Source organism: Streptomyces sp. CAU 1734 (assembly GCF_039888735.1).
In the GTDB taxonomy this organism is placed as follows: domain Bacteria; phylum Actinomycetota; class Actinomycetes; order Streptomycetales; family Streptomycetaceae; genus Streptomyces.
Window position 1 is genome coordinate 1 of the sequence record NZ_JBDQQP010000025.1, and the last position, 24,016, is coordinate 24,016.

At 72.5% G+C, this 24,016-nt stretch carries 20 protein-coding genes and 2 pseudogenes; 9 read left to right on the plus strand and 13 right to left on the minus strand.

All coding sequences use genetic code 11. The annotated features are described in order from the left end of the window. Positions 1 to 74 precede the first annotated feature (74 nt). Complete coding sequence (locus tag AAFN69_RS33120; RefSeq protein WP_347732624.1) at positions 75 to 1,175, minus strand: M20 family metallopeptidase; 1,101 nt, start codon at positions 1,173 to 1,175, stop codon at positions 75 to 77. A gap of 169 nt (positions 1,176 to 1,344) precedes the next feature. Between AAFN69_RS33120 and AAFN69_RS33125 the strand changes: the two genes are divergently transcribed. Next, entirely contained in the window at positions 1,345 to 2,271 is a 927-nt protein-coding gene (locus tag AAFN69_RS33125) for a LysR substrate-binding domain-containing protein (protein WP_347732625.1), read from the plus strand. Here AAFN69_RS33125 and AAFN69_RS33130 read toward each other — a convergent pair. Beyond that, positions 2,255 to 3,112, minus strand: a complete 858-nt coding sequence (locus AAFN69_RS33130; protein WP_347732626.1) for a LysR family transcriptional regulator — start codon at positions 3,110 to 3,112, stop codon at positions 2,255 to 2,257. The genes AAFN69_RS33125 and AAFN69_RS33130 overlap by 17 nt on opposite strands. Positions 3,113 to 3,234: 122 nt before the next feature. On the opposite strand from AAFN69_RS33130, the gene AAFN69_RS33135 reads away from it, so the two are divergent. From AAFN69_RS33135 to pdxH, 3 genes are all read left to right on the plus strand, one after another. After that, on the plus strand, positions 3,235 to 4,203 hold the full coding sequence (locus tag AAFN69_RS33135; protein WP_347732627.1) for an EamA family transporter: 969 nt from the start codon (positions 3,235 to 3,237) through the stop codon (positions 4,201 to 4,203). Positions 4,204 to 4,666: 463 nt separating this feature from the next. Continuing rightward, positions 4,667 to 6,244, plus strand: coding sequence for a 4-coumarate--CoA ligase family protein (locus tag AAFN69_RS33140; protein WP_347732672.1), 1,578 nt, complete (start codon positions 4,667 to 4,669; stop codon positions 6,242 to 6,244). A gap of 217 nt (positions 6,245 to 6,461) precedes the next feature. After that, positions 6,462 to 7,097 (plus strand): pyridoxamine 5'-phosphate oxidase, encoded by a 636-nt coding sequence (gene pdxH, locus AAFN69_RS33145; RefSeq protein ID WP_347732673.1) that lies wholly within the window; start codon positions 6,462 to 6,464, stop codon positions 7,095 to 7,097. 126 nt (positions 7,098 to 7,223) lie between these two features. Here pdxH and AAFN69_RS33150 read toward each other — a convergent pair whose 3' ends face one another. The 4 genes from AAFN69_RS33150 to AAFN69_RS33165 all read right to left on the minus strand — a co-directional run bounded on the left by AAFN69_RS33150 (position 7,224) and on the right by AAFN69_RS33165 (position 10,523). Continuing rightward, complete coding sequence (locus AAFN69_RS33150; protein WP_347732628.1) at positions 7,224 to 8,009, minus strand: ABC transporter permease; 786 nt, start codon at positions 8,007 to 8,009, stop codon at positions 7,224 to 7,226. Beyond that, on the minus strand, positions 8,006 to 9,007 hold the full coding sequence (locus AAFN69_RS33155; RefSeq protein ID WP_347732629.1) for an ATP-binding cassette domain-containing protein: 1,002 nt from the start codon (positions 9,005 to 9,007) through the stop codon (positions 8,006 to 8,008). The genes AAFN69_RS33150 and AAFN69_RS33155 overlap by 4 nt, the downstream gene beginning before the upstream one ends. 61 nt (positions 9,008 to 9,068) lie before the next feature. After that, complete coding sequence (locus tag AAFN69_RS33160) at positions 9,069 to 9,914, minus strand: DUF4097 family beta strand repeat-containing protein (RefSeq protein ID WP_347732630.1); 846 nt, start codon at positions 9,912 to 9,914, stop codon at positions 9,069 to 9,071. Between the two features lie 84 nt (positions 9,915 to 9,998). Further along, positions 9,999 to 10,523 carry a hypothetical protein gene (locus tag AAFN69_RS33165; protein ID WP_347732631.1) on the minus strand — a complete coding sequence of 175 codons (525 nt, stop codon included), beginning with the start codon at positions 10,521 to 10,523 and terminating at the stop codon, positions 9,999 to 10,001. A 758-nt stretch (positions 10,524 to 11,281) separates the two neighbouring features. Here AAFN69_RS33165 and AAFN69_RS33170 point away from each other — a divergent pair. Then, on the plus strand, positions 11,282 to 12,706 hold the full coding sequence (locus AAFN69_RS33170; RefSeq protein WP_347732632.1) for a PAS domain-containing protein: 1,425 nt from the start codon (positions 11,282 to 11,284) through the stop codon (positions 12,704 to 12,706). A 45-nt stretch (positions 12,707 to 12,751) separates the two neighbouring features. Here AAFN69_RS33170 and AAFN69_RS33175 read toward each other — a convergent pair whose 3' ends face one another. Next, positions 12,752 to 13,246, minus strand: coding sequence for an ATP-binding protein (locus tag AAFN69_RS33175; protein ID WP_347732633.1), 495 nt, complete (start codon positions 13,244 to 13,246; stop codon positions 12,752 to 12,754). A gap of 794 nt (positions 13,247 to 14,040) precedes the next feature. On the opposite strand from AAFN69_RS33175, the pseudogene AAFN69_RS33180 reads away from it, so the two are divergent. Both AAFN69_RS33180 and AAFN69_RS33185 read left to right on the plus strand, forming a co-directional pair. Next, a pseudogene (locus AAFN69_RS33180) lies at positions 14,041 to 14,736 on the plus strand (DUF5753 domain-containing protein); the annotation flags it as partial. 31 nt (positions 14,737 to 14,767) lie between these two features. Continuing rightward, positions 14,768 to 14,977, plus strand: coding sequence for a DUF397 domain-containing protein (locus tag AAFN69_RS33185; protein WP_347732634.1), 210 nt, complete (start codon positions 14,768 to 14,770; stop codon positions 14,975 to 14,977). 166 nt (positions 14,978 to 15,143) lie between these two features. On the opposite strand, the pseudogene AAFN69_RS33190 reads toward AAFN69_RS33185, so the two are convergent. Together AAFN69_RS33190 and AAFN69_RS33195 are read right to left on the minus strand one after the other, a co-directional pair. Beyond that, positions 15,144 to 15,455, minus strand: a pseudogene (locus AAFN69_RS33190) (hypothetical protein); the annotation flags it as partial. A 400-nt stretch (positions 15,456 to 15,855) separates the two neighbouring features. Continuing rightward, positions 15,856 to 16,611 carry an SIS domain-containing protein gene (locus AAFN69_RS33195; protein WP_347732635.1) on the minus strand — a complete coding sequence of 252 codons (756 nt, stop codon included), beginning with the start codon at positions 16,609 to 16,611 and terminating at the stop codon, positions 15,856 to 15,858. Positions 16,612 to 16,903: 292 nt separating this feature from the next. Here AAFN69_RS33195 and AAFN69_RS33200 point away from each other — a divergent pair, with 292 nt between their 5' ends. Together AAFN69_RS33200 and AAFN69_RS33205 are read left to right on the plus strand one after the other, a co-directional pair. Then, positions 16,904 to 17,596 (plus strand): metal-dependent transcriptional regulator, encoded by a 693-nt coding sequence (locus AAFN69_RS33200; RefSeq protein ID WP_347732636.1) that lies wholly within the window; start codon positions 16,904 to 16,906, stop codon positions 17,594 to 17,596. Between the two features lie 1,234 nt (positions 17,597 to 18,830). Continuing rightward, a complete protein-coding gene (locus AAFN69_RS33205; protein ID WP_347732637.1) occupies positions 18,831 to 19,760 on the plus strand; it encodes an alpha/beta hydrolase in 930 nt (309 codons plus the stop codon). Between the two features lie 41 nt (positions 19,761 to 19,801). Here the strand turns inward: AAFN69_RS33205 and AAFN69_RS33210 are convergent, their stop codons facing one another. The 4 genes from AAFN69_RS33210 to AAFN69_RS33225 all read right to left on the minus strand — a co-directional run bounded on the left by AAFN69_RS33210 (position 19,802) and on the right by AAFN69_RS33225 (position 23,762). Then, entirely contained in the window at positions 19,802 to 20,272 is a 471-nt protein-coding gene (locus tag AAFN69_RS33210; protein ID WP_347732638.1) for a subtilase-type protease inhibitor, read from the minus strand. Positions 20,273 to 20,460: 188 nt separating this feature from the next. Continuing rightward, a complete protein-coding gene (locus AAFN69_RS33215; protein ID WP_347732674.1) occupies positions 20,461 to 22,056 on the minus strand; it encodes a transporter in 1,596 nt (531 codons plus the stop codon). Between the two features lie 50 nt (positions 22,057 to 22,106). Then, positions 22,107 to 22,976 (minus strand): ABC transporter ATP-binding protein, encoded by an 870-nt coding sequence (locus AAFN69_RS33220; RefSeq protein WP_347732639.1) that lies wholly within the window; start codon positions 22,974 to 22,976, stop codon positions 22,107 to 22,109. Between the two features lie 81 nt (positions 22,977 to 23,057). Continuing rightward, the gene (locus tag AAFN69_RS33225) at positions 23,058 to 23,762 is read right to left on the minus strand and encodes a bifunctional DNA primase/polymerase (RefSeq protein WP_347732640.1); all 705 of its coding nucleotides are present in this window, start codon (positions 23,760 to 23,762) and stop codon (positions 23,058 to 23,060) included. Between the last annotated feature and the right edge of the window lie 254 nt (positions 23,763 to 24,016).

Consider the following 24,016-nt stretch of genomic DNA (forward strand, 5'->3'; position numbering starts at 1 on the left):
CCCCCCCGGGCCCAGGGCGGAGCCCCGGACAAGCCACCCCGCCAGAGGCACCCGCACCCCACCCCACCCCACCCTCAGCGCCGCACACGCGCGATCAGTCCCGCCAGCAGCCGCGCGCGGGCCACCATCGTGTCCACGCGCACGTATTCGCTGTCCGCGTGGGCGCCGGCGCCCACTCCGCCCAGGCCGTCGAGGGTCGGGCAGCCCGCGCCCGCCGTGTAGTTGCCGTCGGACGCACCGCCCACGGCCGCACCCCGCGGCGGTTCCTGGCCGAGTTCGCGGGCGACGGCACGGGCGATGGAGAGGAGCACGGCGGAGGACTCCGGCTCCATGGGGGGACGCCTCCGGCCGCCCAGGATCTCCAGCCGGGCTCCGGGGACGCGGGGGGTGAGGGCGTGCATGAGGGTGTCCGTGCGGTCCTGGGCCGCCGGGCTCGGGGCCCGGACGTCGACGGAGACGCGGGCCCGGGCGGGCACGGTGTTCAGGGTGCTCCCGGCCGAGAGCAGGGTGGGGGTGATGGTGAGGGGCCCCAGGGGCGAGTGGCTGTCGGGCCCGCCGGCGAGGTTCGCGAGGGACGCGACGGCCAGGACCTGGTGCGCCGCCTCCACCGCGGCGTTGACGCCCTTCTCCGGTTCCAGGCCGGCGTGCGCGGCCCTGCCGTGGACCACGATCTCGTACCGGGAGGTGCCCTTGCGGGCGGTTTTGAGCGTGCCCGAGGCGTCCGCGGACGCCTCCAGGACGAAGGCCGCCGCACAGCCGCGCGCGGCGTCCTCGATCAGTTCGCGGGAGGTGGGGGAGCCGATCTCCTCGTCCCCGTTGACCAGGACGCACACCCCGTCCCGGGACGGCAGCGAGGCCAGCGCGTGGAACATCTGGACCAGCCCCGCCTTCATGTCGAGGACTCCCGGGCCCCGGGCGATCCCGTCCCGCACCGACCAGGGGTGGGTCTCCAGTGAGCCCGTCGGCCACACCGTGTCGTGGTGTCCCACCAGCAGGACCGACGGGGTGCCGAAGACCCACCGCAGATGGGGTACGCCGTCGATGGTGATCGTCTCGGGGGCGGCGCCCAGCAGCCGGGTGCCGATCGCCGCGACGAGCCGGGCGCTGCGGGCCAGGGCGGGGTGGTCGGCGGAGAAGGACTCGCAGCGCACGAGCTGTTCGAGGTCGTCGAGCATCGGGGGAAGACTGATCGGTCCTGTGTCAACGGGCGGGGAAAAAGGCATGGTTGCTCCTCGATGGTGGTCCCGGTGATGTCGCTGAAGCGCGGCCGTGTGTGCGACGGTAGGACCGGACCGGGCATTCCACCAGCGACTGGATTGCATCGAAGCCATGCGGGGGAGGAATGTGTTCGAGACCGACGCGCTGCGTCTGCTGGTGACCGTCGCCGACACCGGGTCGTTCACCGGGGCGGCGGCTCGGCTCAGTTACACCCAGTCGGCGGTGTCCCGCCGGATCGCCTCGCTCGAACAGCGCGCGGGCGGGCCGTTGTTCGAGCGGCTGCCCCGGGGTGTGCGGCTGAGTCCGGCCGGCCGGGCGCTGTACCGCCACGCCGTGGATGTACTGGAGCGGCTGGCACGGGCCGAGCGGGAGCTGGCGGCGATTCACGCGGGCCGGGGCGGGGCCCTGCGGGTGGGGGCGTTCGCGACGGCCCATGTCTCGCTGGTGCCGGCCGCTCTGCGGGAGTTCCGGCGGGCGCGGCCGGAGGTGGAGGTCGATGTCGTCGAGGGGCGGAGTGACGCCCTGATGCGGCGGCTCGCCGAGGGGGCGCTGGATCTCGCCGTGGTCAGTGACTATCCGTCGGGGCTGCCGTCCGCCGAGGGGGTCACCGCGGCACCGCTCTTGGAGGACGAGATCCTGGTGGTGCTGGCGCGGACCCATCCCCTGGCTGAGGGCGGGGCGCCGGGCACGGTCGACCTGGCCGATCTGCGCGAGGAGGTCTGGCTCCAGGGCTCGCCCGACGGCCGCCCCACTCTGCTCGACGAGGTCTGCGGACGGGCGGGGTTCCGGCCCCGGAGGATCGTCCGGATCACCGAGTGGAGCGGGAAGTTCGGCTGGGCCGCCGCCGGTCTCGGGGTCGCCCTGGTGCCCGCGCTTGCCGCCCGGTCGGTGCCGGAGGAGCTCGTACTGCGGCGCATCGCCGGGCTCGTACCGCACCGGACCGTGCACATCGCACTGCCCGCCGATCCGCTGCCCGCGGCGCTGACCCTGCGGGAGCTGCTCTTCTCCGGTGACGGGGAGCTTCGCGCGCCCGGTCTCACGGCCGCCGGGTGAGCTCCCGGGCCAGGGCGATCAGGCCCGGCAGCGCCGGGTGGGTTGCCGTGGCGCGGTGGGCCAGCAGGACCGGGACCGGCGGGGCGTCGGGGAGCGGGCGGTAGGTCACCCCCGGGTGGGGGTGCATTTCGGCGGTGGAGGCGACGGAGACGCCCGCGCCCCGGCCGGCCGCGATCGCGGTCAGCCAGTCGTCGGTGTTGGTCACCGTCACGGACGACGGCGGACGTGCGCCGGCCGGCCAGAGATCCAGGCCGGTGACGCCCGAGACCTCGTTCACCAGGACCGGTCCGCCGGCCAGGTCGGCGAGGGTCAGCCGGTCCAGCGCGGCCAGCGGGCCGTCGGAGGTGACGGCCGCGACCCGGGGTTCCATGAAGAGCAGCTCCACCACCAGTCCGGGGGTCTCGACCCGGCCGCGCAGTACCGCGGCGTCCACCTCGCCGCGGGCCAGGCCCGCCGTGCGGTCGTCGATCCGCAGCAGTTCCAGCGGGGTCTCCGGATGCTCCCGCTCCCAGCGGCGCAGCAGCGGGGTGGTGTACGGGCCGAGGGCGGACCAGGCGTGCCCCAGCCGCAGCGGCCAGCGGCGGAGCCTCGCCGGGTCCATCGCCTCGTCGAACGCGGCCACCGCGGCGGCGGCCTTGTCGCGGAAGACCCGGCCCTCGGCGGTCAGCTCCAGATGGTGGGTGGAGCGGTCCACCAGCCGGGTGCCCAGGTCTTTCTCCAGGGCCGCCAGCGCCCGTGACACCGCCGGCTGGGTCAGATGGAGCCGGTGCGCCGCCCGCGTCACGCTGGACTCCTCGGCGATGGCGAGGAAGCAGCGGAGATGGCGCAGCTCGATGCTCATGCGTCCGGAGCATAACCGCAGCCCAGTTCGTATTTCACACGCCTCGCCGCGGGCCTTAGCGTGGAGCGGCCGGGCCATCCGCCCAGCGGGGCACGAGCACGGCCGGACAACTGGAGGAATCGGTGGACGAGGCGCGCACTTCCGTGGTGGGCGCGGTGGAGCCCGAGGCCGCCGCCGCGCTCGACACCGCTTCCGGCGGCGCCGGGGGGGCGAAGGGCGCGCGCGGCAATCTCGGCCCGGTCGGGCTGGTGGTCGCCGGCGCGCTCTCCGTGCAGTTCGGCGCGGCCGTCGCCGTACTGCTCATGCCGCGTGCCGGTGCCTTCGGTGTGGTCACCCTGCGCCTGGTGCTGGCCGCGCTGGTGCTGCTCATCGTCTGCCGTCCGGCGCTGCGCGGACACTCGCGTGCGGACTGGGGCACCGTTGTCGCCTTCGGCGCGGCGATGGGCGGCATGAACATCCTCTTCTATCAGGCGGTGGACCGGATTCCGCTCGGTGCCGCGGTCACGCTCGAAGTGCTCGGCCCGCTCGCGCTCTCCGTGATCGTCTCGCGGCGGCTGATCAATCTCGTGTGGGCGGGGCTCGCGCTCGGCGGAGTGGTGCTGCTCAGCGGCGGCGGCTTCGACCGGCTCGATCCGGTCGGCGCTCTCTTCGCCATCGCGGCGGGCGGCATGTGGGCCGCCTACATCGTTTTCAGCGCCCGCACGGGGCGCCGCTTCCCGCAGGCCGACGGGCTGGCGCTGGCGATGGCGGTGGCCGCGCTGATCTCGCTGCCGCTGGGTCTGGCCGAGTCCGGGTCCAAGCTGTTCCAGCCGGAGATCCTCGGGCTCGGGCTGGCGGTGGCGCTGATGTCCTCGGTCCTGCCGTACACGCTGGAGCTGCTGGCCCTGCGGCGGCTGCCCTCGTCCACCTTCGCGGTGCTGATGAGCCTGGAGCCCGCGGTGGCCGCCGCGGCCGGTTTCCTCATCCTCGATCAGGCCCTGGCGACCTCCGAGGCGCTGGCCATCACCCTGGTCATCGCGGCCAGTGCCGGGGCGGTGCGGACCCAGACCCGCCGGAGGGCGCACAAGCCGCCGCGGGCGACGGCGGATTGAGCGGGCTCGCCCGCCCGCTTCGGGGCGGGCCGCCGTGTCCCCGGGCACACCTCGCCGTGTCCCGAGAGCGCCCCGTGTCCGAGCGCACCCCGTCCGAGCACTCTGCCCCCGCCGGCGGCGGAGCTTCTCGCCCGCCGGCGCACCGGCCGGGTACGCGGCGGGCGGGCATGCGTACGCGCCGTCCGACCGGGCCGTGCGGACCCTCGGCGGCAGCGGCCAGGCCCGGGAGTACGGCCCCGGCCGGCCGATCACCGCCTCCCGAGTTGGCGGAGTCGCGCCGGCCGGCCGGGAAAGACCCCGAATGACGTCCCCCATCGGTGTCCGGGTCTCCCCAAGCCGTGGGGACAGCCGGGATCCTGGCTGTCCACCGAGCGCGACCGTGTCCACCCAGTCCACCCAGGGGGATCCCATGGCAGAGCACGAGCAGCCGTTCCGCACCGCGCCGGAGCCCGGGGGCGGGTCCGTGCTCCGCAGCCGGTTCGCCGATGTCCTCCCCGTGGACCAGCCCATCCACGAGGCGGTGCTCGGCCACGCGGCCCGGTACGGCGAGACCACCGCGCTGATCGACGGGGTGAGCGGCACCTCGATCAGCTATGCCCGGCTCGACCGGCTGCACCGCCGGGTCGCCGCCGCCCTCGCCGACGCCGGGGTGCGCAAGGGCGACGTACTGGCCCTGCACAGCCCCAACACCATCGCCTACCCGAGCGTCTTCCTCGGCGCCACCCGGGCCGGGGCCACCGTGACCACGGTCCATCCGATGGCGACGGCGGAGGAGTTCGCGGCCCAGCTCCGGGACTCGTCCGCCCGCTGGATCGTCACCGCCGCGCCCCTGCTGGAGAATGCCCGCCGGGCCGCCGAACTCGCCCCCGGGGTCGCGGAGATCTTCGTCTGCGACCGGGCGCCGGGGCACCGCAGCGTCCTGGACATGTACGCCTCCACCGCACCCGAACCGCTGGTCGGCATCGACCCGGCCGAGGACATCGCGGTCCTGCCGTACTCCTCCGGCACCACCGGCGTCCCCAAGGGGGTGATGCTCACCCACCGCTCCATCGCCACCAATCTCGCCCAGCTCGCCCCGCCGCTGCCGACGGGCCCCGGGGACCTGCTCCTCGCCGTCCTGCCCTTCTTCCACATCTACGGGCTCACCGCCCTGCTGAACGCCCCGCTGCGGCAGGGCGCGACCGTGGTCGTCCTGCCCCGCTTCGAGCTCGACACCTTTCTGGGCGCGATCGAGAGACACCGCATCACCCATCTCTACATCGCCCCGCCGATCGTGCTCGCCCTCGCCAAACACCCCCTGGTGGCGCGGTACGACCTCTCCTCGCTGACCCATGTGATCAGCTCGGCCGCGCCGCTGGACGCCGCCCTCGCCGCCGCCTGCGGGGCCCGGCTCGGACTGCCGCCGATCGGCCAGGCGTACGGGATGACGGAGCTCTCGCCCGCGACCCATGTGGTGCCCACCGCCGAGGCCGCCTCGGCGCCGCCCGGGACGGTCGGCAGGCTGATCCCGTCCACCGAACTGCGGCTGCTCTCCCTCACCGATCCGGGCAGCGAGGCCGCGCCGGGTGAGGAGGGCGAGATCGCGATCCGGGGCCCGCAGGTGATGAAGGGCTATCTCGGCCGCCCGGACGCCACCGCCGAGATGATCGACGCGGACGGCTGGCTCCGCACCGGCGATGTGGGGCGGGTCGACGCGGACGGCTGGCTCCATGTGGTGGACCGGGTGAAGGAGCTCATCAAGTACAAGGGCTTCCAGGTCGCCCCGGCCGAACTGGAGGCGCTGCTGCTCACCCATGAGTCGATCGCGGACGCGGCGGTGATCGGGGTGCCGGACGAGGACGGCGCGGAGATCCCCAAGGCGTATGTCGTACGCCGGCCGGGGGCGACCCGGCTGACGGAGGACGAGGTGATGGCCTTCGTCGCCGGGAGGGTCGCCCCGTACAAGAAGATCCGCCGGGTGTCCTTCATCGGCGGGGTGCCGCGCGCCGCGTCGGGGAAGATCCTGCGGCGGGAGCTGCGGGACCGGGAGAAGGAGCTGTGACACCGCTGGAGCGCCTGGCGGAGACCTTCGAAGGGGGCGCGGAGGAGCCGGTGCGGCGGGCCCGTTCACCCCCTTCGGGAGGTGCTTACCGCGGTATGACCGCCAGCCCCCGCCCGGACTCGGTGCCGGCCGGCCGGGCCCGCTGGGGCAGGATGGGGCCGTGACCGACGCCGCCACTCCGAAGCCCGCCGCGCAGCCCGCCCGGGACCCCGCCGTCATGCGGGAGCAGTACCGCTCCACGCCGCTCCTGGAGCCGGAGCTGGCCGCGACCCCCATGGAGCAGTTCGACCGCTGGTTCCGCGAGGCCGCCGCGGCCGGGGTGCACGAGCCGAACGCCATGGTGGTCGCCACGGCCACGCCGGACGGCCGTCCCTCCACCCGGACCGTGCTGCTGAAGCGGTACGACGCCGGCGGCTTCGTCTTCTTCACCAACTACGCCTCCCGCAAGGGCCGCGAGATCACCGCGAACGCGCATGTCTCGCTGCTCTTCCCCTGGCACCCGATCGCCCGTCAGACCATCGTCACCGGCACCGCCGCCCGCATCCCCCGCGAGGAGACGGAGACGTACTTCCGCAGCCGCCCGCACGGCTCCCAGCTGGGGGCCTGGGCGAGTGCGCAGTCCTCGGTGATCGGCACGCGCGAGGAGCTGCTGCGCCGGTACGAGGAGCTCGCCGGGCGCTACCCGGAGGGGGAGCGGGTGCCGGCGCCGCCGGAGTGGGGCGGTTTCCGGGTGACCCCGGAGACGGTCGAATTCTGGCAGGGGCACGAGAACCGGCTGCACGACCGGCTGCGGTACGTCCGCGACCCGGATTCCGCCGCCCTTCCCTGGCGGCTGGAGCGGCTGGCCCCCTGACCCGCGGCCCGTCCCGGAACGCGGCCCGTCCCGGAACGCGGCCCGTCCCGGAACGCGGCCGGGGCGGCGTGCTCCGGCGTGGTGCCGGAGTACGCCGCCCGGGGCGGTGGGGAGCCGTGTCGGCGGCTACTTCGGGTCGCGGTTGAAGACCGCCTTGGACCAGCGGTAGCCGAGCACGGTCAGGGCCAGGCACCAGGCGACCGCGAGCCATCCGTTGTGCCCGATCTCGGTGCCGAGCAGCAGTCCGCGCAGGGTCTCGATGGCCGGGGTGAAGGGCTGGTACTCGGCGATCGGCTGGAACCAGCCCGGCATCGCGTCGATCGGCACGAAGGCGCTGGAGATGAGCGGCAGCACGATCAGCGGGAGGGCGTTGTTGCTGGCCGCCTCGGCGTTCGGGCTGACCATGCCCATGCCGACCGAGATCCAGGTGAGCGCCAGGGCGACCAGGGCCAGCAGGCCGAAGGCGGCCAGCCACTCCAGGGCGGTGGCGTTGGAGGACCGGAAGCCGATGGCCGCGGCGACGGCGCCGACGAGGACGACGCTGGCGACCGACTGGAGCACACTGCCGATCACATGTCCGATCAGGACGGAGCCGCGGTGGATCGCCATGGTGCGGAAGCGGGCGATGATGCCCTCGGTCATGTCGTTGGAGACGGAGACCGCCGTGCCGACCACGGTTCCGCCGATGGTCATCAGCAGGATGCCCGGCACGATGTAGGCGATGTAGGCGGAGCGCCCGCCGCCGCCCATGCCCGCGCTCATCACGTCACCGAAGACATAGACGAAGAGCAGCAGCAGCACGATCGGAGTGAGCAGCAGATTGAGGGTCATGGAGGGATAGCGGCGCGCGTGCAGGAGGTTGCGGCGCAGCATCGTGGACGAGTCGCGGACGGCGAGGGAGAGGGCGCTCATCGGAGGGCCGCACCTTTCTGGTCGGAGCGGCCGCTGCCGCTGGTCAGGGCGAAGAACACATCGTCGAGGTCGGGGGTGTGCACGGTCAGCTCGTCGGCCTCGATGCCGGCGGCGTCCAGCCAGTCGAGGATGGAGCGCAGTTCGCGCTGGCTGCCGTCGCTGGGGAGCTGGAGCGCGAGCGCCTCGTCGTCCCGGGTGACCTCGTCCAGCGCGTGGGCGGCGCTCTGATACGCGGACGGGTCGGTGAAACGGAGCCGGACATGGCCTCCGGGGACCAGCCGTTTCAGCTCCTCCGCGGAGCCCTCGGCCGCGATCTTGCCGTCGTTGAGCACGGCGATGCGGTCGGCGAGCTGGTCAGCCTCCTCCAGATACTGCGTGGTCAGGAAGACGGTGACCCCGTCGGCGACCAAGCCGCGGATGATCCGCCACATGTTGTGGCGGCTGCGCGGGTCCAGGCCGGTGGTCGGCTCGTCGAGGAAGATGATCCGCGGATTGCCGACCAGCGTCATGGCGATGTCGAGCCGGCGCTTCATGCCGCCGGAGTAGGTGGAGGCGGGCTTCTTCGCCGCCTCGGTGAGGTCGAAGCGCTCCAGGAGTTCCGCTGCGACGCGGCGGCCCTCGTCGCGGGAGAGATGGTGCAGATCCGCCATGAGGAGCATGTTCTCCTCGCCGGTGATCAGTCCGTCCACGGCGGAGAACTGTCCGGTGACCCCGATCGCGGCGCGCACCCCGTCCGGCGCGGCGGCGACATCGTGGCCGGCGACCCGGGCCTGTCCGCCGTCGGCGCGGATGAGGGTGGAGAGGATCTTCACGGCGGTGGTCTTGCCGGCGCCGTTGGGGCCGAGCAGCGCGAAGACGGAGCCGGCCGGGATGTGCAGATCGATGCCGTCGAGGACGGTCTTGTCGCCGTACGACTTGCGCAGACCGGCCGCGGAGACGGCGGCCGGCGGCGTGTGACCGCCGGACTGCTCGGGCATGGGCATGACAGAAGAAGGCATGGAGCCCTCCATTCGGAGGATGGGGTGAGCGGGGAATGGCGCCGGACGGGAGGGGCGGGACTCAGACCCTGGCGCGGATGATGTCGATGTTGCCGTACCGGGTGCGGGCGCGGACCTCGACCGTGTCCTCGGTCTTCGACGGGGTGTCGGACGCGGTGAGCGAGTTGCGCACCTGGCCGGAGGCCGAGCCGGCGTCGAGCCAGGCCGCCGTGCCCTCGCGGACGCCGACCTCGATGGCGCCGTGGGAGGTCTCCAGCTGTACGGTGCCGCGCGCCACCTCGCCGACGCGCACGGTGCCGTGGGCGGTGGTGGCGGTGACGGATGCCTCGGCGCGCCGGATCTCGATGTCGCCGTTGGCGCCGCGCACCCGCAGATCGCCGGTCACGGCGCCGACGGTCGTGGTGCCGTGCGAGTTCTTCAGGACGGCGGGGCCGTCCAGGAGGCCGAGGCGCAGACTGCCGGAGCTGGTGGTGATCTCCGACGAACCCTCGACCCGGTCCACGGTGATCGAGCCGTGCGACGCGGTCAGCCACAGCGGGCCGGTGGTGTCCAGGCGGACGTCACCCGCCGAGGTCTTCACCCGCACCTCGCCGAGCCTGCCCTCGCCGAGGACCTGGGCCCAGGCGCCGGTCACCTCGACGCGGGAGCCGGTGGGGAGCTGCACCGTCACATCGACGGTGCCGGTGCGGCCGATCAGATAGCGCTGCTTGGGCGTCCTGATGGTCAGCACCCCGTTCGCGAAGCTCACCTCGGTCTGGTCGGCCGCCCGTACGTCCAGGTCCTTCTTCGGGTCGCGGGGCAGCGCCTCGACGACGGTGTCGAGCCGGTCGCCCGCGGTGAACCGGATGGAGCCGGCCTCCACATGGGCGGTGGCGGAGATCGCTTCGGGGGTGTCGAAAGAAGGCATGGTCGTCCCGTCCTCTTGAGTCCTTGGGCCGTCCCCGCTGGTGGGACGTGGTGTGGGTGAGGTGGTGCGGGCGGGCGGGTGCGGTCAGCGCACCCAGCCCGTGAAGTTCTGTCCGATGGTCCGGGTCTTCTCCGGCGTACGCGGCCGGGAGCCGCCGTCGACCGCGGCTGACACGGCCCGCACCAGCCAGGCGTTGGCCGACAGGCCCTCGCGGCTCGCGGCCTCCTCGGCGCGCGCCTTGAGATGGGCCGGCAGCCGGAGGCTGACGCGGACCGCGCCGCCCTCGTCACCGTCGGCGGGGCCGGCGGCTCCGGTGGGCGCGGCCCGCCCGGCGGGTGCGGCCGGCTCCGCGGGGCCGGTGCCGGCGGGCGGCAGGGTCACCACGAAATCGGGGTCCAGGCCGCGCAGCCGTACATCGACCGAGCCGGGTGCGAGCTCGCGGGTGATCTCGTCCATCGCGGCGGAGAGCACATTGAGCATCGTCAGCCGGGTCGCCGACTCCAGAGGAGCGGTGAGCCGCTCGGCCAGCTCGCGGGCGTCGTTCCCGCCGGCTTCGGCGGCCACCGCGAGTTCGCGGCGGAGGTTGTCGACATACGGCGTGAGGTCCATGGCTGTAGTTTGGCACCACAGTGACGCCATGCGCAAGCCCGAGTGGTGTCACGCAGGGGTCATTCTGTGTCGTCAAGGCTCTGACCTGCGGGAATGGCGACATATTTGTTGGTGGAGCCGTGGTGTCATGGGTGTCGCCGGGCCTGTCGGGGCTGGGTGGTGGCATCTCGTGACGCCACATGGCGCCATCCGGTGTCATGTGATGTCGCACGGATGCCGGGTGGTGTCATGAGTGGTGTCATGTGGCGCCAGGGGCGGCCCGCTCAAGGGGGCGGCGAAACTCCCGGGGGCTCTGTGCGGGCCCGGGATCTTCCGGGTGCCCCGGGGGTCCTCCGCGAGTCCCGGGAGCCCCGCTCCGGATTCCCCGGATTCCCCGGATGCCCCGGGAACGCGGAAACCCGCGGGCTCGGGTCCCTCCTTGCGGAGGAGCCGGCCGGATGAACCGGCGAGCCCGCGGGTCGGTGACTGCTGGAAAGTACGGCAGGAGACCTGCCGACGGCACTACGCGCGACGGCGGGCCTCAGCCCGCAGCCACCTCACGCATCCGAGAAGAACACACTTCCGGATCACCTCCTTTCGTCGTGTGCCCACACCTTAGGAACCGCGCTCCGAACGCTTCAACCGAATTAAATGAGCCGTTCTCCCGGTCTCCGGCGGCCAATGATGTGCCGAAACCCGGTGTGTCGTGGGTCACGTTCGCGTTCAATGGGTCCTGACGTGCACCAACTCACGCGGTCACGTTCTCGCAGGGGGCCGGGATGAGTGCTTCGAAGAGTGGGACCGCCAATGCGCCGGTCCCCGACGAGCCGGAGCCCGCGGCGGCCGGCGCGGCGGTGGACGAGGCCGCCGGGGCGATCGGCGCGCGGCCGGCCGCCGGGGCCGAGTTGCTCGCCGCGCTGCTCGACGGCATGGACGCCGCGCTCTGCGCCTTCGGCGCCGACGGCACCATCACCCACTGGAACCGCGAGGCGGCCCGGATCCTCGGCTGGTCGCCGGAGGAGGCCGTGGGGCGGCGCGGGTTCGCCGGCTGGGCGGTCAGGGCCGCCGACGCCGGGGAGGTGGAGGCCCGGCTTATGGCCGCCATGGAGGCCCCGGGGCGCACGGTCCACGAGTTCGCGCTGCTCCGCAAGGACGGGAGCCGGGTGCTCGTCCGGGTCCAGTCCGCCCGCGTCCTGGACGCCGAGGGCGCCCCCGCCGGGGTCTACTGCGCCTTCGGCGAGGTCCATGCGCAGATCGACCTGGAGCGGTCCATCGCGCTCAGCGAGGCGCTGTTCGACAACGCCTCCTGGGGTGTCGTCCTGGTCGACGTCGATCTCCGCCCGGCCGTCGTCAACATCCACGCGCTCCGCGCTCTCGGCACCGACCGGGCCTCACTGCTCGGCCGCCCGCTGGGCGAACATCTCGCCCAGGGAGTCGACCAGCTGGAGGGCGCCCTCCACCATGTGCTGGCCGAGGGCGCCCCGCGCGGCATCAATGAGATCTGGGTGACCCTGGCCGGCCCGGCCGACGAGCCGCCCCGCCGCCGCTGCTGGCGCAACGGCTTCGTCCGGCTCTCCTCACCGCTGGCGGAGGAGCCCGTACCGCTCGGCGTCGGCTGGCTGTTCCACGATGTCACCGAGGACAAGCTGGCCGAGCTGGAGACGGACCGGCTGCGGTTCCGCTCCGGCCAGCTCCACCGGGCCGGCCGGGCGGCGGCGGAGGCCGAGGACCCGATGGAGGCCGCCGGGATCCATCTGGACTTCGCGCTGGCGGGCTTCGCCGACCACGCGCTGATCGACCTGATGGAGCCGGGCGGCGGCGGCCGGCTGATCCGTACGGCCGCGGCCCCCGCCGGCGGTTCCTCGGCCCCGGTGACCGGCGGCAGCATCCCGGCCCGGTATCCGCCGGGCCACCCCGCGCTCCGGGCCGTCGACCGGACCGGGTCGGTCCGGGCGAGCGCGCCGGCCTCGGCGGGCGAGGAATGGGCCGGCGACCGCCAGTGGCCCGCCGGAGTCGTCCACTCCCTGTGCACGGTGCTCCGGAGCCGGGGCCGGATCCTGGGCGTGGCGACCTTTCTGCGCGGGCCCTCCCGCACCGCCTTCGAACGCCCGGACGCGGTGTACGCGGAGAGTGTGTCGGCCCTGATCGCCGCGTCGGTGGATCTTGCGGGCGAACTGAAGCGCGGCAAGCACCTCCCCGGCTGACCACCGGCCACCGGCCGCCCCGTCGCCGGCCCGCCCGCGCCCCGGTCACGGCCGCCGGGGTTCCGCACTGAGCAGGCACCAGGTCCGGGCCCCGTCGTCCGTCACGCCCCACGCGTCCGCGAGCGCGGAGACCAGCAGCAGCCCACGCCCGCTCTCCTCATCGGGCCCGGCCCGCCGCACCCGGGGCTCCGACGGGCCGCCGCCCCCGTTCACCTCGATCCCCACATGCGTACCGGTTCGCCACAGCCGCACCCCGACCGACCGGCCGCGCCCGTGCGTGTACCCGTTCGTCACCAGTTCGGAGAGGACCAACTCCGCACTCTCCAGCAGGGCGTCCAGCTTCCACATCCGCAGATGCGCCCGCCCGATCCGTCGCATCAGCCCGGGCCAGGCCCGGTCCTGCTCGGTCAGCGGCGCCCCCGGTTCGCCGGTGCGCCGAAGGCTGACATCAAAGGCGGTGACGACACCCGGCGGCCCTGCGGCGAGCCGGCCGGGGTGGTGAACGGTGTTGGTGCGGGGGTGGGTTTCCGTGCTGGGCATGAGCGGGTCCTTCGAGGGTTCGGGACAGGGGATGGAGCCGGACCCGTGGCGGCGGGGCGGAGGGTCCGGGGACACACATGGGGATCCCGGCGTGGCGTGGGCGGATGGGTATGCCGCCCGTGGCCGGTGGCCGGTGGCCGGTGGCCGGTGTGCGCGGGGCGAGGCGAGGCGTACGGAATCAGAGCCTGGCGACGACACCGGAGGTGAAGGCGCAGACGCTGAACACCCAGGCGAGGGAGACGAATATGGATTCCGCGTGCTCGCGAGCCGCCCTCACGGCATCACGCCTTCAACCTCACCCGGATCGATGTCCGCTGGCGGTTCGAATTGTGCGTAGTCGGCGAACGTACGCCGGAATCGGCGATGACCGGTCTCCCGGAAGTGATTTTCGGCCCAAGCTCCGAAGGCGTCGGGAGCCATGTCCCGTCCCTGGGGCCGAGCTTCGCAATCGAATTCCTCACCGGATACGCAGTGCATCGAGTACTCCAGTTCCGCACTTCTGTCCCGGGTCAGCGTCCATTGCGTGAACCGGAAGACCCTTCTCGTGCCCATTGGCTGATTACCGCCTTTCGGCGATCGGGGTGTGGTGTTCTGTGATCAGGTCAACACAACTGGCCCTGGGGTTGGTGTGCTTGCGGGAATTAATTCGAGTGCATGGGGCAAATTGTTCGTTGGTTCAAGAGTGAAAGCACGAGGTCAAGGGCATGAGTGACGCTGTATCAGCGGAAAACTTGAATCCGATGCAGTCCTTCGGGATGGACGTCAGGCAGGTCCGCCTGGCCCGTAAGATGACCATGAAGGGGCTGGGGCGTGCGACGGGCTACTCGGAGGGCTATGTCAGCAAAGTGGAAAAGGGGTTGATCCCCTCCAGCAAGAAGTTCGCGACCGGTGCCGACCATGCACTCGGCACGGGCGACCTCTTCACCCGGCAACTGCGCCGAGTTTTGGAGGGTGACCATCCGAACTGGTTTCTGCCGTACATTCAGCTTGAGCGCGAGGCGTCACGGATTTACGACTTCTCGACCACGTTCATCATGGGCATGTTGCAGACGGATGAATACGCTCGCGCGGTGTTCAGGGCGGGGATTCCCCGCGAGGCGGAAGATGTGATCGAGAGCAGGGTCGCGGCCCGCGTGCAGCGTCACGAGATCATGGAGCGACCGGCACCTCCGCTGCTGTGGGTCGTCTTCCACGAAGCCTGCCTGCGGATGGTCGCGGGCGGCCCAGGGGTCATGGCGCGGCAGTTGAGCTACCTCGCACGGGAGGCGGAGGCCCCCTGCGTCACGATTCAGGTGCTGCCTTTCGCGGCGGGCCCGTCGGCCCACCATCTGCCCTTCACCTTGCTGGGATTCGACGGCGCCCCGACCCTTCTTCACTCGGAGGGGCCGCAGGGCGGGCGCCCGTACGACCGGCCGCAGACGGTCGCCAACGCCTCCGATAAGTACGATCGTCTGCGGGCGGATGCCCTGTCGCCCGGAGACTCAGTTGCGCTGATCAAGAGAATCGCCAAGGAGTACACCGATGAGCAACGATGCAGTGATCGCGACATGGATCAGGTCGAGTTACAGCGGACCCGACGGGGGCCAGTGCGTCGAGTGGGCCCCCGCGTACGCGTCGGCGCGCGGCGTCGTCCCCGTCCGGGACAGCAAGCGGACTGATGGCCCGGTCCTGATGGTGAGCCCCCGTGCGTTCGCGGGACTGGTCACCATGGCCAGGGGAGCGGGCATATAGCCCCGCGAAGCCCGATGAGCCCCCGTCTCCGCGCATCGCGGAGGCGGGGGCTCTCACAGCGCTACGGGTGGCTTCGGCCGGCCCAGTAGTCGGGCGAGTGGGAGGTGTCCCTCGTCTCGTCGGCGGGGCGGCGGTTTCTGCTGCTGGGCGGGCGCTGCGCGGAGAGGGGGACGACGGCCGGTGTGGTCATCTTGTTGTGGTCGAGAGAGTGTTCGTCCAGTTCGACGCTGCGGATGAGAACGCCGGGGAAGTCCTCGAAGAGGGCAAGGGCCTCGGCGATGGCGTCGGTGAGGGTGTCACCGTCGAAGTAGCAGGTGAACTTGGAGTAGACGCCGGGGCGTTCCTCCAGGCCGATGCGCCCGTCGTTGAAGCTGTCGAGATGGTCGAGCGTGTCGTTCTGTTCCGGGGTCAGCGGATCCTGGGTGTGCAGGATGAAATGCCACCTAGGTACAGCTTCGGTGTGTTCTGGTGAACTCATTGATTTTTTTCGCCTCTGTTCCCGCGTTCTGTGGAGTGCACCGCACCTTGATGCTGTCGTTGCACGGACAGCAGATGACATAGCCCCAACGATGACCGTTGTGGTCGTGTTTCACCCTTAGTCCACTTTTCTCCGCTTTGCGAAGCGCTGCCTCGATGTCCTTCTTCTGGTGCCGGTCCCCGAGTCCCATGACCGTATGTCCTACGGCCCGGCGTCCGCCGGGGAGACGGATCCGCTCATCGGATCACCCGAACGAAGCACCATTCCGGAGCCGGGCTGACCGTGCCGACTCCGGCGCGTACGGGAACGGGAGCGGGGTGTGCGGCGGGCGATCCCGCCGCCCGCCGCACACCCCGCTCCCGTTCTCCCGCTTCCCGTTCCCGTGGAAGCCGCCCGCTGCCTACCGCCGGTAGAAGATGCGGTCGCCGTACTCCGTCATCACGCGGCCGTTCCACTCGTGGCCGCCGTCCACATTCCCCGACCGCAGCATCGGCGGCTCGATCCCGCGCTCGACCAGCCGCTCGGCCGCCGCCGCCAGGGTCGCCTGCATCAGCGCGCTGGTGACCACGGTCGACGCGGGGGCGAAGGGCGCCTCGATGCCCTCATGGGTCAGCTCCGCGTCCCCGACCGCGATGTGCGAGTCGAGCACGACATCGCAGTGGTCTTTCAGGAAGGTGCCGGACACATGCCGGGAGCTGGTCTCCCGCGCATACGCGACGGAGGTCACCCCGATCACCTTCAGGCCGAGGGCACGGGCGTTCATGGCCATCTCCACCGGGAGCGCGTTCCGCCCCGACAGGGAGATGATCACCAGGACGTCGCCGCTCTTCAGCGGGCTGGTGTCGAGCACCGCCGCCGCGAGCCCGTCCACCCGCTCCAGCGCGGAGCCGAGGGTGGCCGGCATGACATCGACACCGACCACACCGGGTACGGCCAGCAGATTCATCAGTGCCAGCCCGCCGGCCCGGTAGACGACATCCTGCGCGGGAAGGGAGGAGTGCCCGGCGCCGAAGGCGAAGAGCCGGCCGCCGGAGGCGACCGCGTCGGCGATGGTCTCGCCGGCCGCCGTGACACTGGCGGCCTCCTCGTCCCGTACGCGTTGCAGCAGACCGATCGCGGCATCGAAGAACTGGCCGGCCAGCTTGCTCTCGCTCATCATTGAGCCCTTTCCGGGATGTGCGGGGACTTTCCGGGTGTGCTGGGGCACGGGACGCCGAAACACGGTGTGCGCCCGGGGTACGCGGAGAACGCGGCGCGGTGAAACACGGGCGCGCCGGGGGAATATCCCGTGCTGTCGATCACGTTGAGGTCTGGACCATTGCTCTGTCAATACAGCCTCCGGCATCAGCCTCGGGGACCCCGCTTCTCACGGCGCGGCACGGTTGTCAGCGGGATGCGTAAGAATTGAGTTTCGGGGCCGCAGCGCACGATTTCATCGAGGGGCACGTATGTCCGGATTGATCGACACAACGGAGATGTATCTCCGCACCATCCTCGAACTGGAAGAGGAAGGTGTGGTGCCTATGCGCGCCCGTATCGCCGAGCGGCTCGACCAGAGCGGTCCCACGGTCAGCCAGACCGTGGCCCGCATGGAGCGGGACGGCTTGGTGACGGTCGCGGGGGACCGCCACCTGGAACTGACCGAGGAGGGCAGGCGGCTGGCCACGCGCGTGATGCGCAAGCACCGGCTCGCCGAGTGCCTCCTGGTCGATGTGATCGGCCTGGAGTGGGAGCAGGTCCACGCGGAGGCCTGCCGCTGGGAGCACGTGATGAGCGAGGCGGTGGAGCGGCGCGTGCTGGAGCTGCTGCGTCATCCCACCGAGTCGCCGTACGGAAACCCCATCCCGGGCCTTGAGGAGCTGGGGGAGAAGGCCGAGGCCGATCCCTTCCTGGACGAGAACATGGTCTCGCTGGCCGATCTCGACCCGGGGGCCGAGGGCAAGACCGTGGTGGTCCGGCGGATCGGCGAGCCGATCCAGACCGACGCCCAGCTGATGTACACCCTGCGGAGGGCGGGCGTGCAGCCCGGCTCGGTGGTCAGTGTGACCGAGTCCCCGGGCGGAGTCCTGGTGGGCAGCAGCGGAGAGGCCGCGGAGCTGGAGGCCGATGTGGCGTCCCATGTCTTCGTCGCCAAGCGCTGACGGACGGGTTCCCTCGGGGGTGTGCCGCCTCTGAGGGAACCCGGGCCCCCGCCGGCGCCCCGAAGGCCGCCCGGAGCCGGGACATCCCCGGCGGGTTTCCTTCCGGTTTCTGTCGGGTGCTTTCCCACTCCCTTCCCTCCGCCCTCCGGTCCGGCCGGGATGTCCGTCCCCACCGGGGACCCGCCGGGACGCACCGGGCCCCACCGGGCCCGCGGTGCTTCCGCCACCGTCGCCGCCGGACCGTGCCGGGATTCCGCTTTCCCGCCTCACCGGCTCATCGGCTCCGCTCGACGGCGGGCCGCACGGACACCCCGTGTGCCCCGCCCGGCCTGTCGCCCGCCATCCCCGGCGATCCGGCCGGCCCCCGTCCCCGCGGGGCGGGTACGGCCTGCCGCCCGCGCCCGCCGGTTCCGGGTTCCCCTCCGCACGGCCCGTTCCGGGATTCCCGAAGCGGGCGCCGACGTCATCGCGCACGGGTGGGGAATCGGTTCGTCCGCTCCAACCGGAATCCATCGGCGGGTGTTATCACCCGCCCGGCGCCGGCGATTTCCGTCCGAAATCGCAGCGCTCGGGGGGAATCGCGTGCCACGCTGGGCTGAGCCATATGGCGTTCCGCCGGGGAGGGGACAGCGTGATGCGCCCGTCGTACGCCCCGGGTATTCCAGGGCGCGGCCGGTGTGCCCGGTATATCCGGAGCCCCTTTGCCGACCCAATACCCGTAGGGGCTCCGCGCCCCGGAACACCGCGCGGGAGCCTCACGGCGACCCCCAGGCCCCGCGCCGGCCCGGAGCGCGCCGCCGGGCCGGCGGCACACCCTTCAAGACCCGCGTGGTCCGCCGCCCCGCGGGGGTTCCGGACGCCTCCGGTGACGGCCGCGGGAGCCCAGAGGGCCGCCGGCCCGGCCGAATCCGTTCGCCCGGTGTCCCGGGGCCGGTTCCGGATATGTGCCGCGCCGCCCGGGACACAGGAGTGCCCCGGCGTCCGCGGACGCCGGGGCCTGCCCTCCCCTGCGCTGACCCGGAGCCCCGAGCTCCCAGGGTCAATCCCCTCGGACCGTCTTCCCCGAGCGATCCGCCTCCCGCTGAAGATCTCCCCCCGGCGGCGTGAGTCATTCCTCACGGAGGGTCACTCGAACGAGGGGTGTTGCGGGCCGGAGCCCGGTTTTCGAATACGAGTTCGATAAGCTGTGGGTGTTCGGCGGGGGCCGGTCGAAGAGGGAGAGGGGTGCCGGCTGATGGTGCGGCGCATCGATGTGACCAGGGCCGATGGCGTGTGCCTGGCGGCCTGGGAGTTCACCGAACAGACCCGGGGAGCCCGGGAGACCCGGGCCGATCCCGGCCACTCCCCGGAGGACACCGGGGAAGCCGGGGAGAGACGGGAGCCCGCCCCGGGCGCGTTACTGCTGCACGGACTGATGGGCCGCGCCTCCCACTGGGCCGCCACGGCCCGCTGGCTGGCCGAGCGGCACCGCGTGGTCGCCCTGGACCAGCGCGGCCACGGCGAGAGCGGCAAGCCCCCCGGCGGGCCCTTCGGCCGCGAGGCGTACACCGGTGACGCCGAAGCGGTCATCGAGGAGCTCGGCCTCGCCCCGGTGACCCTCATCGGCCATGCGATGGGCGCGCTCACCGCATGGCAGCTGGCCGCCCGGCGGCCCGATCTGGTCCGGGCGCTGATCATCTGCGACATGCGGGCCGCCCCCGGCGCGGCGTCCCAGCGCCGCTGGGCCGAGTGGTTCGCCGCCTGGCCGCTCCCCTTCGGCTCCCTCGCGGAGGTCCGCGCCTGGTTCGGCGCGGACGATCCCTGGCTGGAGCGCCCCGACCCGGCCCGCGGCGACTTCTTCGCCGAGGTCATGACCGAGCACCCGGACGGCTGGCGGCCCGTCTTCTCCCGCCGCCAGATGCTCGCCATCCGCGAGGGCTGGGCCCATGACGCCCACTGGGACGAGCTCGCCCGGGTCCGCTGCCCCACCCTGGTGGTCCGGGGGCTCGACGGCGAGCTCGGCCGGGCCGAGGCCCAGGAGATGGTCCGGGTCCTGCCCCGCGGCCGGTACGCGGAGATAGCCGACGCCGGCCATCTGCTCCACCACGTCCGGCCGGAGAGCCTGCGCGCGGTGGCCGAACCCTTCCTGGACGAGGTCCTGGCCGCCGCCCTCCGCCGCGAGTAGCGCCGCCCCCCGCCCCCGCCCCGCCGGGCCCGAGCGGCACCTCAGAGCGGGAAGACCGTCTCGCCGCCCAGGCTCGCCACCATCTCGCAGCCATTGTTGAAACGCGCCGACCAGTCGACCCGCCTGCCCTCCCACACCCCGTTCGCGGTCACGGTGACCGGATTCCACTCCCGGGTGCAGGTGGTGTACGGCAGCGCCGACGGCAGGGCGGTGAAGTCGCCGCCGGCCGAACGCAGTTCCGCACAGGCCACCGCGGGCCGGGGGTGAGTGCCCCCGGGGGCCGGGGCGCAGTTCAGGGTGGCCGTACGCACCCCCGCCCCGGAGGCCGGCGGCGTACGGTACGCCATGCTCAGCACGAGCGCGGAGGGATCCCACCCGGCCCCGTACCCCGGCGGGAGCGCGCCCGCCTCCGCCGTACCCGCCATCGCGCCGGCCAGTGCCGCCACCGCGGCACCGGCGGCGATCGTGCCGCGCACGGAACGGCTGAACCGCGCGGAACGTCCGGAACGCATCACAGAACTCCTTCGCCTCGCCCCGCCGGCGCGGACCGCGCCGGCGATGGCGCTGGGGAGTCTCGCGCAAGCGCGGCCGAAGAAGCACATTGATCAGGTATCTCCGAGTGCCTGTGCGAAAGGGGACGGAACGGGTCCCGGGGCCGGGCCGGCCCCGGGACCCGGGAAAAGAGATCCGCCCGCCCCGGTCAGCCCCTGCTGACCGCCGTCAGGATCTCCGGCAGACGCTTCGCCACCGCCGGAGCCGCGAGCCGGATCCCGGCCCAGGCCAGCAGCGCCCCGTACACCGCGCCGGCGGGCAGCATCAGCCACAGCAGGCCGTGCTCGCCGGAGAGATGCATCCACACCACCGTGCCGGTCACCGGCACGGTCAGCGCCAGTCCGAGGAACAGCCCGCCGAAGACCGACATCCAGGCGAGACCCACCTGCCCGGGGGCCGCGTTCTTCGCGCTGTCCTGCGGGATCGAGTACGGGAAGCGCGCCGAGGAGAGCGCACCCGTGGCCAGCATCGCCCCGAGCACCGCGAAGGACACCCCGAGCGCGGACGGCAGATACCGCCACTCGTCCAGCCAGGCCGTCACCACCACGGTCGTCAGCACCACATACGGCAGCGTGATCACCAGCAGCGCCAGCGCCCGAGCCCGCAGCTCCGCACGGGCGTCCCGGGTCGTGGACAGAGTCTGCGCCACCATCCAGAAGGCCGACGAGTCCTGCCCGAACTGGTTGTACATCTGCATGCCGAGCATCCCCGCGGCGAAGCAGGCGAAGTAGACCGACCCGCTTCCCTGCAGGGCGTTGAAGACCGGCAGGATGAGACCGATCGCCAGCGAGGCCACCCACGACGCCCGGGTCTTCGGCTCCCGCCACACATAGCGCAGGCTCCGCAGCATCACCGCGCCGGTGCGCCCGTCCGGCAGCAGCCGGTGCAGCCGCCCGCCCGACGCCCTGGCGCCGCCGGACTCCGGTGCCGCGCCCAGCGTGGAGCCGTCGGGCCGGGTCATCAGGGTGGTGAGACTGCGCTGCCAGGACCACAGCAGCGCCCACAGGGCCGCGGCGGTCAGCGCGAGCTGGCCGATCGCGGTGAGATGCGCGCCGTCGCTCGCCGAGTCGACCGCGCCGAGCGCGGCGGCGGGCGGCAGCCAGCGGACGATCTCCGCCGCGGGTTCCAGCGCCGACAGCCCGCCCGACCGGCTGATCCGCTGCGCACCGAAATTGACGATCTGAATGCCGACCGCGATCAGCAGCCCGCTCAGCAGCGCCAGATCACGGCCCTTGCGGGAGGTGAGCAGCCGGGTGTTGGCCGTCGCGACCGCCCGGGCCAGAGCGACACAGACCAGCAGCGTGAGCGGGACCGCCACCACCGAGACCGCCACGGCGAACCCGCCGTGCGCGACCGCGATGACGGAACCGAGCACGAGACAGAGCGAGAAAACCGGCCCGACACCCACCAGGGACGCCGCCAGCAGCGCGGCGACCAGCGGACGCGGGCGCAGCGGCAGCATCACCAGCCGGCTCGGGTCCAGCGTCTCGTCACCACTGGCGAAGAAGAGCGGTACCACCGCCCAGCCCAGGGCCAGCACCCCGGCCAGCAGCACGACGACGGACGCCGCGTCCTCGTCGCCCCGCAGCAGAATCAGCCCGAGCAGCTGAAGAGCCGCGAAGAGCAACGACAGGACCAGCGAGGCCACATAGACGAAGGTCCGGGTCGACGACTGGCGCAGGCCGTTGCGGAGCAGGGTGAGCTTCAGCCGTACGAAGACGGCCGAGAGCCGGCCGGTGGTCAGGGTGTCCGCGCCGCCCCCGCCCGTACCGCCCGTACCGGTCACCGGCGTACTCACCGCGCACCGCCGTCGGCGTCCGCGGCCGGGTCCTCGCCGCGGGCCGGGCCCGCGCCGCCGAGCCAGTCCAGGGACTCACCGGTGTCCCGCCCCCGCGCGCCCACCAGTTCGAGAAAGGCGCTCTGCAGCGACGGCGCGTCGCCGCGCACCTCGGCCAGCGGGCCCTGCGCGCGGATCCGGCCCGCGGCCATCACCGCGACCCAGTCGCAGAGCGATTCCACCAGCTCCATCACATGGCTGGAGAAGACCACGGTCGCGCCCGACGCGGTGTACCGCTCCAGCACGCCCCGGATGGTCTGCGCCGACACGGGGTCGACTCCCTCGAACGGCTCGTCCAGGAAGAGCACTTCGGGGTTGTGCAGCAGCGCCGCCGCCAGTCCGATCTTCTTCCGCATACCGGTCGAGTAGTCGACCACCAGTTTGTGCTGCGAACCCGCCAGATCCAACACGTCGAGCAGCTGCGCCGCCCGCTTGTCGACCTCCCCGCCGGGCAGGCCCCGGAGCCGCCCGCTGTAGGCGAGCAGCTCCCGGCCGGAGAGCCGCTCGAAGAGCCGCAGCCCCTCCGGCAGCACCCCGATCCTGGACTTCACGGCGACCGGATCCCGCCACACATCGTGGCCCGCGACCTCCACCCGCCCCATGTCGGGCCGGAGCAGGCCGGTCACCATCGAGAGCGTGGTCGTCTTCCCCGCGCCGTTCGGGCCCACCAGCCCGATGAACCGGCCCGCGGGGAGAGTCAGATCGATCCCGGACACGGCGATCTGCTCACCGAACCGCTTCCACAGCCCCTCCACGCGAACAGCGGGCGGCATGGACGCTCCGCCCGCCCCGTCAGCCGTGGCCCCTATCGCCCGGTCGTCCGGCATGTGCCCTGCCTCTCGGTGTCCCCTTCGACCTGATCACTCTTGATATGCGCAGGTCAGTTATGGGACCACCTTACGAAGCCGCTACGCCCTCCGGGCCCGGGCCGCCGCCGCCTCCTGCCCGCACGCGTACGCCAGCGGGCTGACCAGCTCGACCGCGTCCGGCAGCCACCGGTTGGCAGAAGTGGGCCGGCAGGCCCACTGCACCGCGCCCCGGCCGCCGATCCTCGTCGGCGGGGCCGCCACATAATGCCCCTCGCCCAGCGCCGTCAGATCGAGGCTGCTCGGCACCCAGCCCAGCCCGCGCACCAGATCGGGAATCTTCGCCGCCGCACCCGGCAGCACGAAGAACAGCATCCGGCGATCCGGCGTACGCGTCACCGGACCCAGCGGCAGCTCCATCCGCTCCATCCGGGCCAGCGCCAGGAAACCCGCCGACTCCGGGACATCGAGCGCGTCGAACGTGCGGCCCGTGGGAAGCAGGATCGACGCCTTCGGATTCTTCCCCCACATCCGGCGGGTCGCGGTGGCACTGCCCGTCGCCTGGCTCGACCAGTCGGAACCGGCCGCATGCGCGCCCGGCAGCGCGCAATTCGCGTCACCGCACGAGCAGAGATCCCGGCCCTCCGCCGCCTCCAGCCAGGTCCCGGGAAACACGTCCCAGTGGCGCTCCTCCGCGTACCGAACCGCATGATCCAGCAGCTCTTCCCCTCGCTGCTGGGGGATCTGCGCGGCTTCTCTCACTGCGATGGTCTCTTCCACGACCCACTCAACTCCCGCCGTCACCATGAGTTACGGGCGCCCTACGGCCCGCCCCCGGTCATGATCTCGCATATGGGGCGCATCGATGCACGAACGGGAGCGCGCGTGGAGACCGGCCGCGAGGTGGGTACCTGGGTTGGCAAGGGAGGCCGATGCCGCCCGTCCCGGGATGGGCTTCGTACGGCCGGTCCCTCCCGGTTCCCCCCAAGTGCCGCAGGAGGGCTTCACGCGGGGCCGCCGGCCCCGCGGAACTGCCGCACGGCCCGCCCGGCCGTCGCGCT